Raw genomic sequence first — 13311 nt, 5'->3', positions numbered from 1 at the left:
GCTATTCACCCTCTTTTACTAATACAGGTTTTTCGTAGCTACCTTCTAGTTCACGCATTCTCGCCTTTACAGCAGCAGGCGGTTCAACTTTAGGTGCATTTGGATGAAGTAGCCATGATTTCACATAATGCGTATCTGATACTTTGAACATTGGCGGTTCTTGTTCAAAGTCAATTTTCATTGCATAATCGCTTCGGAGTGCAAATGCATCTCCTTTCGGCGGGTTTGTCAGATCTGGCGGTGTTCCTGGGATTGCAGTCAGCTTTCCTTCAGCTCCGCCATCTGTGTCTAGGCTTGGCATTGATGCCAATAGTCCCCATGTATACGGATGTTGTGGATTGTAGAAAATTTCATCCACAGTTCCTGTCTCAACAATCTGACCTGCATACATAACAGCTACACGATCAGCGACGTTGGCGACAACACCAAGATCATGCGTAATAAAGATAATTGACGTTTCAACCTTTTGCTGAATTTCTTTCATTAATTCTAAAATTTGCGCCTGAATTGTTACATCTAGAGCTGTTGTCGGCTCATCGGCAATCAATAGCTTTGGATCTGCTGCAAGTGCCATCGCAATGACAACCCGTTGTCTCATCCCGCCACTAAATTCGTGTGGGTATTGTTTGATTCTTTTTTCAGGCATTGCAATTCCAACAAGCTCCAGTAATTCAATGGCTCTTTTTTCAGCCGCTTCTTTTGAAATTTGTTCGTGCTTGAACAGCACTTCTGTAATTTGTTTCCCGACCTTCATCGTTGGGTTCAAGGAAGTCATCGGATCTTGGAAGATCATTGAGATGTCTTTTCCTCGAATGTTTTGCATTTGTTTTTCAGTTTTCTTGACAATATCTTGCCCATCAAACAGGATCTGTCCGCGCTTGAAATAACCCGGCGGCATCGGAATTAATCTCATGATGGCCTGTGATGTCACACTTTTACCAGAGCCAGATTCACCTACAATAGCAAGTGTCTCGCCTTTATTTAAGTGGAAGTTCACACCACGAATGGCTTGAACCTCTCCACCATATGTTTTAAATGAGATTGCAAGGTCTTTCACCTCTAGAATACGTTCACGTTCCATCCTAATCACTCCTTATTTACGCAACTTCGGATCTAAAGCGTCTCTTAGTCCGTCTCCAACCACGTTAAAACCAAACATTGTAATACAGATAAATGCGGCTGGGAACCATAATCTCCACGGGTAGTACGTCATGGCTGGAATTCCGTCAGACGCCATTGTTCCCCAGCTCGCTAATGGCTGAGGTACACCAAGCCCTAGATAGCTTAAGAATGCCTCCGTGAAAATAGCCGAAGGAATGGTGAGTGTCATCGTGACAAGAATTGGTCCCATTGAGTTTGGAATCAAGTGTTTAAATAAAAGTCTAGATGTTTTCGCACCTAATGTTTGTGCGGCAAGAACGTACTCTTGACTCTTCAATTGTAAAACCTGTCCCCGAACGATACGTGCCATGTTTATCCAGCCTACGACTGTCATGGCGAGGATAATCGTTAATAAGCCTTTTGGCAGAACAACCATCATTAAAATAACCATTAATAGTGTTGGGATTGCCCATAAAACGTCTGCGATACGCATCATCACTTCGTCCGTACGTCCGCCTTTGAATGCAGCAATACTTCCCCAGATAATACCGATGATCACGTCAAGAACAGCTGCTGCAAGACCGATAAAGATCGAAATTCTTGCCCCGACCCATGTACGAACAAACATGTCTCGGCCTAAATCATCCGTACCAAACCAGTGCTCTTTTGAAGGCGGCTGATCTGCATTAAGCAAATCTGTCGTAGAGTAATCATATTTAGAAAACACCGGAACGAAGATCGCCAGCATCACAACAATAAAAATAATTGTAAGTCCTACCATCGCAAGTTTATTTGCACGGAAGCGAAGCATGGCATCCTTCCATAAAGATAGACTAGGTTTAGAAATTTTTTCGGATTCTGCTGCGTCAGCTGTCGCAGGAACAAATAAATCTTTTCTCATCTCTTCCATGTGTTAGACCCCTTTCTTCGCCTTCGTCAGTTTAATTCTAGGATCAATAATACCGTAAAGGACGTCAACGACTAGAATACTGATTAATAGAATAATACTGTAGAAGACTGTGACACCCATGATGACGGTGTAATCACGGTTTGTAATACTTGTGACAAAGTGAGAGCCTAATCCAGGAATACCGAAAATCTTCTCCACGACAAAACTACCTGTTAAAACTGAAGCAGCCATTGGTCCCATATAAGTAATGACAGGCAACAATGCGTTTCGAATGGCGTGTTTAATCGTCACAGCTGATTTCGTTAATCCTTTCGCTCTAGCCGTTCTAATGTAGTCACTGTTTAGCACTTCAAGCATACTTGACCGTGCAAGTCTAGCGATAAATGCCATAGGCATGAAGGAAAGTGCAATAGAAGGTAGTACGGTGCTGGCCCAAGACTCCCATCCTGCAACTGGGAAAATCGCTATAACGCTTGCCTCAGATGCAAATACATATTGTAGTAGCGCAGCTAAAATGAAACTTGGAACTGAAATTCCAAAGATCGTTAAAATGGCAATCGTATAGTCTTGCCACTTGTTATGATAGAGCGCTGCAAGGACCCCAAACAATACACCAAATGCTAATGCGAGGAGAATTGCCTCAATTCCGAGGGTAAAGGAAACGGGGAATCCAGAACTGATTAAGTCATTTACAGTTTGTCCTTTATATTTAAATGAGGGACCAAAATCTAATTTTGCAACTGAACCTAAGTAGCTTACATATTGAACAAATAAGGGCTTGTCCAACCCGTAGTGCTCGTTTAGGTTTGCTTCAATTTCAGCAGGAAGTTTCTTCTCACCAGAGAATGGACCACCCGGTGCTGCCTGCATGAGAAAGAAAGTTGCAGTTACAATAACAAACAGTGTGATTAAAATATATATTAATCGCTTACCGATATATTTAAGCAACGGAATTGCACCTCCATGATTTTACAACATTTTCTCTAATCAGCAAGAAAGGTATATGGAGAGACATCCTCCATATACCTTAAGATCCTTGCCGTAGATCTCTTACATTATAACTCTTACTTTTCGAAATGAGCCCATTTGTATTGAACATCACCTAGTCCAGATACGACGACACCTTTAAGTTTTGGATCTTGTACCCAAAGCTGAGTGTAGAAGTAAATTGGTGCTATAGGCATATCGTTGATGATGATTTCTTCTGCTTTTTTCAGCATTTCTTCACGCTTCGTTTTATCTGTTTCTTTCGCAGAATCATTCAACAATTGTTTGTACTCTTTGCTTTCCCATCCAGTGTCGTTGTTTCCACCGTCTTTATCTTTGTAAAGCTCAAGGAAGTTCACTGGATCGTTGAAGTCACCTAACCAGCCCATACGTCCGATTTGGTAATCTCCGCTGTGGATTTTGTCGATGTATACGTTCCACTCAGAGTTATCAAGTTCAACTTTCACACCTAAATCTTTTTTCCACATTTCTTGAATTGCTTGTGCAATCTTTTGGTGGCCTTCATCTGTGTTGTAAGAAAGTTTCAATGCTGGAAGATCAGAAACTGACTTATAACCTAATTCTTTCGCACCTTTTTCAAGAAGTTTTTTAGCAGTATCTACATCGTGATCTTTAAAGTAGCCAGTTTTGTTATCAGTGAATCCTTCCATTGTTGGTGGAACGATTGCCATAGCTGGAACTTGTTCACCTTGCGTAATTTTGTCAACGATCGCTTGACGGTTGATTGAGTATGCAAGGGCCTTACGGATGTTAGCATTGTTTAAAGGTTTTACTTCTGTGTTGAATTTGTAGTTATAAATACCAGCGATCGTTTGGATTTTAAGACCGCCTTCTTTTTTCAATGTTTTTAAAGACTCAGTTGGAAGGCTTCCAGTTGGTGAACCAGCCCAGTCAAGCTCACCTTTTTTGAACATGCTAAGCTCAGTGTTTGTATCTTTGATCATAGACATGTTAATTTTTTTCAATTTCACAGTGTCTTTATCCCAGTATTCATTGTTCTTTTCAAGCGTGATAGAACCGCCATGTTTCCAATTAGAAAGAACGAATGGTCCGTTAGATACGTAGTTTTCACCAGCATTTGTGAACCAGTTTTTATTCTTTTCAGCCACTTTTTTGTTAACTGGCATATACGTATAGAATGCAGTTAGTTCAGTAAAGAACGGTGTTGGGTTCTCTAGCTCAACTACAAGCGTTTTGTCATCTTTTGCTTTAATACCAACATCAGCAACTTTCGCTTTCCCTTTGTTCGCTGCTTCAGCACCTTTAATATAGTAAAGCTGGTAAGCATATTGAGATTCATTTTTAGGATCTAATGCCCATTTCCAAGCATATTCGAAATCTTTAGCTGTGACAGGGTCACCATTAGACCATTTTGCATCACGAAGTGTGAATGTGTATGTTTTACCATCAGCACTTGTTTTGATATCAGAAGCCATTGCATTTTCTGGCTTACCTTCAGCGTTAATTCTTGTTAATCCCTCAAAAGTCTGACGGATGACACTTCCTGAAGTTGAATCATTTGCCAATCCCGGATGTAGAGAAAAAGGCTCAGTGGAGATATTCACATTTAGTGTTGTTTTAGCCTCTCCAGAACTGCTCGTGCTGTCGCCTGATTTGTTTCCGCTGAAACCACAAGCGCTTAATACAAGTGTGAAAATAAGCATTAAAGTAACAACAGACCAACGCTTTTTCAACTGTATTCCCCCTTATAATATGTTTTAGTTCAAAGGTCTCGATAGAAGATGAGATTCAGATTTAAGAAATAGCGTAAAAAAGTCCCTAAATAGCTTACTTTCTATTTCTTTTGTTTTTTCTGAATTTTCACTATGTAAAGAGCCTAGCACAAACGTGTGAACAAATTAATTATAATGAATAGAATAATTTATTGCAATATCAATTTCATATATTTTTAAAAAACGTAAATGGGGATAAAGAGGGATTTTTATAAACTAAAGTCTCAATCACTTCAACAAATTAAAGCGGAAATTGATTAAAATAATTTAACAAATTCAGCAGGAATAATGTTTTATACATATAATTAATCATCCTTTTTTAAAAAATTCTGACAGATAGTTGGTATTTTACCTAAAATTTTAAGTGTCAAACGACATGATGAGAAGGTCACATGAGGGCTTCGTGACTTTTTCATGGTCATCCTTTATAATAGATAGACATAATGTTGCGATGAAAAAGAAGAGTACATATATTCACCATTAACAGAGAGTCTGCGGCTGGTGCGAGCAGATAATGGCATGTATGGAATGGGCTTTGGAGCAGCTAACCGAACACTTTTGAAAGTAAGTAGGCTTAGACGGAGCAGTCTCCGATATCAACGTCTTGAGTGATTTCCATGTGAAATAACAAGGGTGGTACCACGGTTCATTCGTCCCTTTTCTGTTGAAAAGTGACGGGTGGGCCTTTTTATATTGAAGAAAAGAGGTTTTAGTATGACAAAGAAGACAATTTTTTCAGGCATTCAGCCGAGTGGTTCGGTCACATTGGGGAACTATATTGGAGCGATGAAGCAATTTGTCGATTTGCAGCATGATTATCACGGCTATTTTTGTGTAGTCGACCAGCATGCGATTACGGTGAGTCAGGATAGGCTAGCCCTTCGCCAAAATATTAGAAGCTTAGCAGCTCTTTATTTAGCGGTTGGACTTGATCCAGAGAAGGCGACATTGTTTATCCAATCAGAGGTACCTGCTCACGCCCAGGCAGGATGGATGCTGCAATGTGTTGCTTATATTGGAGAATTAGAAAGAATGACCCAATTTAAGGACAAATCCGCTGGTAAGGAAGCGGTTGTTTCAGGACTATTAACGTATCCCCCATTAATGGCTGGCGATATCTTATTATATGGTACTGATTTAGTCCCTGTCGGAGAAGATCAAAAGCAGCATCTTGAATTGACTAGAACGCTTGCTGAACGTTTTAACCGCAAATACAATGACATCTTCACTGTACCTGAAGTGAAGATTCCAAAAGAAGGCGCTCGGATTATGTCTTTAGCAGATCCGGTGAAAAAGATGAGCAAATCCGATCCGAACCAAAAATCGTTCATTACTTTATTAGATGAACCAAAGCAGCTTGAAAAGAAAATCAAAAGTGCTGTGACGGATTCAGAAGGCATCGTTAAGTACGACAAAGAGAACAAGCCTGGGATTGCCAACTTGCTGACGATTTACTCTGTGTTAGGTAACATATCGATTGCAGAGCTTGAGCAAAAGTATGAGGGCAAAGGGTATGGTGAGTTTAAGGGAGATCTTGCGAACGTCGTTGTTGATGCTTTAAAACCAATTCAAGATCGATACTATGAACTCATTGAGTCAGACGAGCTTGATCGCATTCTTGACGAAGGTGCTGAAAAAGCAAACCGCGCAGCAAACAAAATGCTGAAAAAAATGGAGAATGCAATGGGTCTTGGCAGAAAGCGCAAATAAAAAAAGCTTGCAGCACATCACGCTGCAAGCTTTTTCTAATTCACCTTTGATTCGTTTTCCATTTCCCAAAGCTTTTCAAAAAACGGCTGTCCCTTAATCATTTTTTCACAAAATGCTACATGATTCTCTGACCATCCATCAATGGTTTCATTGTAAAGCATGTTCCAAATCTCTTCGAATGACATTCGTTTGATTTGATTGTACATGCGCGGATTCCATTCCGTATACCAATACGCAATCTCTGCCCTGTTTTGAAGACCTTTTAATTGATCGAGCGCCATAAACATTAGCTGCTTCAGCTGTCTTTCTTTTCTCGTTAATCCGCTGATGTGCTGCGGCGGCAAAGACAAAATGTGATACTCCTTCGCCGACTCAAGACGGTCCTGAGAGAATTCATATTCCTCAGCCTTCACATCCTTCACCATTTCATACACCAATTGCTCCTGCCTTGGGATTAAGCGGCTTTTCCTCACAGGAATAGAATACCCAATCGTATCCACAGCAATAATTCGTATGCCGTCTGTCACCACAAAGCAATATTCTAATTTACGCCGTTCATGATTTTTTCGAATATATGATTTCTCAAAAACAGATTCTAGCAGCGTCTTCGGCAGCTCTGAAAGATCATTCTCTATGTAATCATACAAAGGACTCTGCACCTTGAGTAAAGGTACTTGATCTAACAGCTCCACACTGTCCTCCTTGCGCCACTCATGAAAATGACACACATTGTAGCCATTTTCTTCCCCTTCAAACCAATTCACCCATACGTCATGAAGAAATAACATAACCAATCCCTCACTTTATAAAAACTGTTGTCCACAGTATGGGCAAGGGATAGAGAAATTATTCCAACTTTATTAAACTTCAAGCGGAGCGAATGCTGGCATGCTTTTCTTGATGACATAAAGAAAAGAAAGGGTGTCGCAGAGTCCCTTTCATCTTGTCATAAAAATGAGGCATTACTTTAACTTTTTAGGATCAAGCGCATCTCTCAGTCCATCTCCTAAGAAATTAAAGCATAAAACGGTCAGCAATATTAGTAAACCTGGGAAGAGCGGATACCACCACGCTTGCACCATAATCGAGAAGTTTTGTGCATCTTGCAGCATGTTGCCCCAGCTCGCTGTTGGCGGCTGTATGCCAAACCCTAGATAGCTCAGTGTTGATTCGGCTAAAATGACGGAACCTACTTTTAATGTAGCTGACACAATAATAGGACCGATACAGTTCGGTAAAATATGCGAAAAGATGATGACATGGTTTTTCGTTCCAATGGTTCTTGCTGCGAGTACGAATTCTCTTGTTCGCAGTGATAAAAATTCACTGCGGATCAGTCTCGCGGTTGTGGTCCATCCGGTCAAAGCAAAGATTAAAATCAATTTATCAATGCCTGGTTTGAAAATAGTAACGAGCGTGATCAAGAGAAAAATGTCGGGAATCGACAACACGACATCCACAAATCTCATTAACAAGGAATCAACAAATCCTTTGAAATACCCCGCTACCGCTCCGACCACAGTGCCAATGGTAATCGCACCGACCACCGAAACGAAACCGACTAATAAAGAGACCCTCGCGCCATAAAGCACCCTTGAGAAAATATCGCGGCCAAACTTGTCAGTTCCCATCAAATGCTCAACACTTGGCGGCTGGAGCCGTTTTAATAAATCTTGCTGCTCTGGTGCGTAAGGGGCAATCACAGGAGCGAAAATGGCTGAAAAGATAATGACCAATAAGATCACGGAGCCGGCAACCGCCAATTTATTTTTGAAAAATTTCTCGCAAAATAAACGCAGCATCGTCTCTGGCTTTGGCGGAAGACCCTCCTTTAATTTGAGATCAACAGGAGGTGTTCCCATATTAGGCTGTGCCAATTGTGCTTCAGCTCCCTTCTAATATTCAATACGCGGATCAACGATCGCATAGAGAATATCCGCAATTAAATTTCCAACCACCACGAGCACTGCGGAAATAACAGTCATCGCCATAATGACCGGATAATCTCTCGAAAAAGCAGAATCAATGAACAGCTTTCCAAGCCCTGGCCAAGTGAAAATTTGTTCCACTACGACTGCACCACCAATAAAGGATGGAATCATCAATCCGAAAATCGTAATGACAGGCATAAGACCATTTCTTAACCCGTGCTTGAAAATGACTTTGTTTTCTCGAAAGCCTTTCGCTCTTGCGGTACGAATGTAATCCTGCCTCATGACATCAAGCATACTCGACCTTGTGTACCGGGTGAGCCCTGCCATATCAGCGGTTGCTAAAACAAAGGCTGGTAAAATGATGTGATGAAGCCGGTCAAATACATTAAAATCGGCGTTTAAGGTAGAGACGCCGCCTGTTGGGAACCATCCTAAATTCACAGATAAAACCATTATTAGAATGAGTCCAAACCAAAAGTTCGGAATAGCCAGTCCGATAAAAGATGTAAATGTAATGCCATAGTCTAGCTTTGTATATGGACGTTTTGCCGAAAGAACACCGAATGGGATGGCGATAATCAGGGCGACTAATGTAGAAAAGATCATGAGGATGAGGGTATTTGGCAGCCGGGCAAAAATCAAATCAGCCACAGGCGTTCCCTTTTTAACAATGGAGGTGCCAAAGTCACCTTGAAGCATATTGCCAAGCCATTTCATATACTGCACATATTCAGGGTCGTTCAAGCCGTACTTATCAATAAAAGCTTCCCGGTCTGCCGCACTAATGGTTGGGTCCATCATAAGTGACATCGGATCGCCTGGTGCTGCTTTCATAATGGCGAAGGACAAAATAGTAATCCCAAATAAGATGGGAATGGAAAGCAATGTCCTTCTAATGATATATGTAACCATATGCACAACTCCTTTTTCATCGGATCGCCATACTGTGATGAAAAAGGGCTAAAATGATCTTTCTTTTAGCCCTCTGTCTTCATTACAATGTGATATCAGAACCCTTTCAATCTAACTGGTGCTCGGTGAATGAAATCGTGAGCACTAGCACGCCTGACTGACACCGAATGAAAGGGTATATCTTCACGCTAAAAGGAGAGAACTTTCCTCTTCTTTCACTAGCAGCCTACTGTTCAATCCACCATTTCTCAATTTTGTAATACTCATCTTTCGGGTGGTATGAGTAGCCTTGGAGATTAGATGGCATCGCGCGATGTGAGTTGGCATAGTAAAGGAACGTATATGGCTGATCTTCTGCGATCAATTCATAAATTTTTTCATATGCCTTTGAATATTCTTTTCGATCGCTTAAATTCTTGGCATCTACTAACAGCTTATCGACCTCTTTATTTTTATACCAGATGTTATTCAAGCCTTTTTCTGACTGGCTTGAGTGGAAGATGCTGAATTGATCAGGGAATGTGGCAAGGCTCCAGCCGAGCAGCAGCGCATCATAATCCCACTTAGGCGGTGTCGTCTGCTCAATGAGTGCACTGAATTCCACAATTTGCGGCTTCGCTTCCACACCAATTTCTTTGAGCTGCTGCTGGACAACGACAGCAATGTCTTCACGGACTTTGTTTCCTTGGTTGGTCTTTATGACAAAGGAGAATTTCTTGCCATCCTTATCAAGATAGCCATCTCCATCTGTATCCTCCCAGCCCTCTTCTTTCAGCATCTTTTTCGCTTTTTCTTGATCAAATTCAAACACTGGAACACTTTCATTTTTAGGGTAGTTCCATGACAGCGGACTTTCTGGAATGTTGGCTACTTTGCCGTCTCCATCTAACACTTGATCGACAATCGTTTGGCGGTCAATGGCATGTGTCAGCGCTTGGCGGACCTTTTTACTTTTAAAGAGATCATTTTTCTGGTTCCAGCCAATGTATGAATAATTGAGCCCTAAATCAGATTCAATTTTAATGTTGCTGACTTTTTCAGCCGTTTGCAGCTCTGCTCCAGGTACAGCAAAGAAATCAATATCACCTGCTGAAAGCTGGGCAATTGCTGCGTTCTGATCAGGAATCGTTTTAATCGTGACGGTATCAAGATATGGACGTCCATCCCAATAATCGTCAAAGGCTTCTAGTTTCACGTAGTCGCCTTCTTTCCACTCGGCAAATTTAAATGGACCAGAACCAATTGGTTTTTTTCGGTTAAATTCATTTTCACCGAGATCTTTTATAGGCACATCACCTAAAATATGCTTAGGCAAAATGCCGTAGCTTCCTAGTGTGACATTATAAAAATAGGGATCTTTTTTATTGAGCTTGAATTCGATTGAGTAATCCCCTGTCTTTTTAACTGAATCTAATACTTCAAATCCTGATCCGCGCTCCCCGTTGTAGTCCTTATTGATCGGAATGCTGTATGTAAACACAACATCATCAGCTGTCAATTCTTCTCCATCATGAAACTTTACGCCTTTTTTAATGGTCACATCAAACTGCTTCCCGTCATCAGATTCTTTAATATCTTCTGCGAGTGATAGCTGAGGGTTCAACTTTCCATCAGTTTGAAGTAAGAAGCTGTAAATTCTTTCTTCAATATCAGAGCTAGCCACATCTGTTGAATACAGCGAGTTAAATAATGTTGGTTCTGCAATGGAACCGATGACAAGATCTCCGCCCTGTACAGGTTTACCGGTGGATTTCTTTTCACTGTCTCCAGAGGTTTTATTTCCACTAGAGCAAGCCGCAAGCATGAGCGTGAAGATCAGCAGTAAACTAATCAATATGGATTTTCTATTTCTACCTTTCATATACAATTCCCCCTATCCTTTTTTAGAAATGACGACAGATGCCGCTTCATCCCCCCTCTCAAAGATGAATTCATCCAAGCCGATTAAGCGTCGTAGAGGTGACAGGCAACGAAGTGGTTTGGTTTTAATTCTTGAAATGCTGGTATTTTTTCTTTACAGATTTGTTTCGCATACGGGCATCTTGTATGAAATACGCACCCTTTTGGCGGATTTGCAGGACTTGGCAGATCGCCTTGAAGCATGATCCGTTCTCTTTTGATCTGACCTTTTTTACGGGTAACAGGGACAGAAGAAAGCAATGCCTGTGTATATGGGTGGAGCGGTTCATCGTACAGGCTGTGCTTATCGGCAAGCTCCATCATTTTGCCGAGATACATCACGCCGACTCGATCACTAATGTGCCTGACCACACTTAAGTCGTGAGAGATAAATAGATAGGTCAGGTCAAATTCCTCCTGAAGTTCCTCCATCAGATTAATCACCTGCGCCTGAATGGATACATCAAGTGCTGAAACCGGCTCATCTGCGATAATCATTTCAGGATTCATGGCAAGCGCACGAGCAATGCCGATTCGCTGCCTCTGCCCGCCAGAAAATTCGTGGGGATAGCGATTTGCAAAGCTTGGATGAAGGCCCACCTTTGATAAAAGCTGTTCTACTTTTTCATTTCTTTCTTTTAAGGAATATAAGTGGTGTGTTTTGTAGGGTTCTTTGATGATGCTTCGAAGTGTTTTTCTAGGGTTGAGTGATGCAAAGGGATCTTGAAAAACCATTTGGATGTTTTTTCGTGTTGATTGTCTTAGCTTTGATTCTGATACACGGGAGATATCTTGCCCTTTAAAAAGGATTTGACCGTCAGTTGGTTCATATAAACGAATCATGGTCCGGCCTAATGTTGATTTACCGCATCCTGATTCCCCCACTATCCCTAACGTTTCACCTTTATAAATCTTCAAATCTATGCCGTCAACAGCTTTGACTGAACCGACTTTCTTCTGAAAGACGCCTGCTTTAATCGGAAAATGTTTTTTGATTTGTTTCAGTTCAAGTATGGTTTCTTTCTCTATTAGATCTGTTGCATGTGGTTGATTTTGAGCAAGGGTCATGTTTGGTCTGCCTCCTCATATAAGAAGCATCTGACGCTTCTGCCATTTTCAAAAGTCCTCAGTTTAGGCAGTTCACCTAGGCAGCGCTCCTTCACTTGCGGGCATCTAGGAGCAAATCGGCAGCCGGCTGGAAGCTGATCCGGTGCAGGGACATTCCCTTTTATTGCTGTTAGCGGCTGTATGTCTCCGTCAATGACAGGAATCGATTCAAGCAGCCCTTCTGTGTAAGGATGCAGCGGCTGATCAAATAATTCTTCGACGGTCCCATTTTCAACAACCTGTCCGCAGTACATGACAATGACTCGATCTGCCACTTCAGACACGACACCTAGATCATGAGTGATGAGGAGAATCGATGTACCAAATGTCGTGCATAAATCTTTCATCAATGTGAGCACCTGGGCTTGAATCGTAACATCTAGGGCAGTTGTCGGTTCATCTGCAATGAGGAGCTTCGGATCACAGCTTAGCGCAATGGCAATCATCACTCTTTGCCGCATGCCGCCTGATAAACGGTGCGGGTAATCTTTGATGATTTGTTCCGGTCTGGAAAAACCAACAAGCTTCAGCAGGTCAATCGCTTTTTTTGTCGCTTCTTTTTTTGAAAGTTTTTTGTGATAGATGAGGATTTCAGTTATTTGTTCCCCGATGGTTAGGACGGGATTAAGTGAGGTCATGGGTTCCTGAAAGATCATCGACACGTCATTACCACGAATGCTGCATAATTCCTTTTCACCATATGTAACGAGATCCTTGCCATCTAGCTTGATGGAACCATCCATAATTTTTCCACCAGTGCCGTTAATCAAGCCCATAATGGATAAGGACGTAATGCTTTTACCAGATCCAGACTCACCGACTAATGCGACAGTTTCTCCTCTGTTGATACTGAAATCAACGCCATCTACAGCAGGTATCGCTTCTTTTTTTCTAAAAAAATAGGTTTTTAAGTTCTGCACTTCAAGCAGCGTGGTCATGTATTCGCCCCTTTCACCATCAATCAATAGAACAAAATCTAAAAATTTCATCTTTTTCG

11 protein-coding genes and 1 other annotated feature are annotated in these 13311 nt (G+C 41.4%); of the genes, 1 reads left to right on the top strand and 10 read right to left on the bottom strand.

All coding sequences use genetic code 11. The features are described 5' to 3' along the window. Window position 1: 1 nt before the first annotated feature. The 4 genes from NSQ36_RS05660 to NSQ36_RS05645 all read right to left on the bottom strand — a co-directional run bounded on the left by NSQ36_RS05660 (window position 2) and on the right by NSQ36_RS05645 (window position 4713). Window positions 2–1090, bottom strand: a complete 1089-nt coding sequence (locus tag NSQ36_RS05660; RefSeq protein ID WP_095117782.1) for an ABC transporter ATP-binding protein — start codon at window positions 1088–1090, stop codon at window positions 2–4. 3 nt (window positions 1091–1093) lie between these two features. Beyond that, window positions 1094–2011 (bottom strand): ABC transporter permease, encoded by a 918-nt coding sequence (locus NSQ36_RS05655; protein WP_003211545.1) that lies wholly within the window; start codon window positions 2009–2011, stop codon window positions 1094–1096. A gap of 3 nt (window positions 2012–2014) precedes the next feature. Next, complete coding sequence (locus NSQ36_RS05650; RefSeq protein ID WP_044139932.1) at window positions 2015–2959, bottom strand: ABC transporter permease; 945 nt, start codon at window positions 2957–2959, stop codon at window positions 2015–2017. 116 nt (window positions 2960–3075) lie between these two features. Next, window positions 3076–4713 carry a peptide ABC transporter substrate-binding protein gene (locus NSQ36_RS05645; protein WP_251190982.1) on the bottom strand — a complete coding sequence of 546 codons (1638 nt, stop codon included), beginning with the start codon at window positions 4711–4713 and terminating at the stop codon, window positions 3076–3078. A 481-nt stretch (window positions 4714–5194) separates the two neighbouring features. Next, window positions 5195–5413: a binding site (T-box leader), on the top strand. Window positions 5414–5466: 53 nt separating this feature from the next. Here NSQ36_RS05645 and trpS point away from each other — a divergent pair. Beyond that, window positions 5467–6462, top strand: a complete 996-nt coding sequence (gene trpS / locus NSQ36_RS05640; protein WP_003212181.1) for a tryptophan--tRNA ligase — start codon at window positions 5467–5469, stop codon at window positions 6460–6462. Between the two features lie 35 nt (window positions 6463–6497). On the opposite strand, the gene NSQ36_RS05635 is transcribed toward trpS, so the two are convergent. The 6 genes from NSQ36_RS05635 to NSQ36_RS05610 form a co-directional block, all read right to left on the bottom strand. Continuing rightward, window positions 6498–7250 carry a YjbA family protein gene (locus NSQ36_RS05635; RefSeq protein ID WP_212046071.1) on the bottom strand — a complete coding sequence of 251 codons (753 nt, stop codon included), beginning with the start codon at window positions 7248–7250 and terminating at the stop codon, window positions 6498–6500. Between the two features lie 174 nt (window positions 7251–7424). Continuing rightward, on the bottom strand, window positions 7425–8324 hold the full coding sequence (gene opp4C, locus NSQ36_RS05630) for an oligopeptide ABC transporter permease (protein ID WP_003212337.1): 900 nt from the start codon (window positions 8322–8324) through the stop codon (window positions 7425–7427). Between the two features lie 33 nt (window positions 8325–8357). Continuing rightward, on the bottom strand, window positions 8358–9308 hold the full coding sequence (locus NSQ36_RS05625) for an ABC transporter permease (protein WP_050945293.1): 951 nt from the start codon (window positions 9306–9308) through the stop codon (window positions 8358–8360). Window positions 9309–9534: 226 nt separating this feature from the next. Next, window positions 9535–11169 carry a peptide-binding protein gene (locus tag NSQ36_RS05620; protein ID WP_050945295.1) on the bottom strand — a complete coding sequence of 545 codons (1635 nt, stop codon included), beginning with the start codon at window positions 11167–11169 and terminating at the stop codon, window positions 9535–9537. 83 nt (window positions 11170–11252) lie between these two features. Beyond that, entirely contained in the window at window positions 11253–12275 is a 1023-nt protein-coding gene (locus NSQ36_RS05615) for a dipeptide ABC transporter ATP-binding protein (RefSeq protein ID WP_212046072.1), read from the bottom strand. Then, window positions 12272–13252, bottom strand: coding sequence for an ABC transporter ATP-binding protein (locus NSQ36_RS05610; protein WP_212046073.1), 981 nt, complete (start codon window positions 13250–13252; stop codon window positions 12272–12274). Before NSQ36_RS05610 ends, NSQ36_RS05615 begins: the two co-directional genes overlap by 4 nt. Window positions 13253–13311 lie beyond the last annotated feature (59 nt).

The organism is Bacillus sp. FSL W8-1143, from assembly GCF_037965155.1.
In the GTDB taxonomy this organism is placed as follows: domain Bacteria; phylum Bacillota; class Bacilli; order Bacillales; family Bacillaceae; genus Bacillus; species Bacillus pumilus.
This window is presented reverse-complemented; position numbering and strand designations above follow the sequence as displayed.

Excerpts from the sequence above, each read along its gene's own strand:
- NSQ36_RS05655 (WP_003211545.1), bottom strand. The coding sequence starts at position 2,011 with ATGGAAGAGATGAGAAAAGATTTATTTGTTCCTGCGACAGCTGACGCA.
- trpS (WP_003212181.1), top strand. The coding sequence starts at position 5,467 with ATGACAAAGAAGACAATTTTTTCAGGCATTCAGCCGAGTGGTTCGGTC.
- NSQ36_RS05635 (WP_212046071.1), bottom strand. The coding sequence starts at position 7,250 with ATGTTATTTCTTCATGACGTATGGGTGAATTGGTTTGAAGGGGAAGAA.
- opp4C (WP_003212337.1), bottom strand. The coding sequence starts at position 8,324 with ATGGGAACACCTCCTGTTGATCTCAAATTAAAGGAGGGTCTTCCGCCA.
- NSQ36_RS05625 (WP_050945293.1), bottom strand. The coding sequence starts at position 9,308 with ATGGTTACATATATCATTAGAAGGACATTGCTTTCCATTCCCATCTTA.
- NSQ36_RS05620 (WP_050945295.1), bottom strand. The coding sequence starts at position 11,169 with ATGAAAGGTAGAAATAGAAAATCCATATTGATTAGTTTACTGCTGATC.
- NSQ36_RS05615 (WP_212046072.1), bottom strand. The coding sequence starts at position 12,275 with ATGACCCTTGCTCAAAATCAACCACATGCAACAGATCTAATAGAGAAA.
- NSQ36_RS05610 (WP_212046073.1), bottom strand. The coding sequence starts at position 13,252 with ATGACCACGCTGCTTGAAGTGCAGAACTTAAAAACCTATTTTTTTAGA.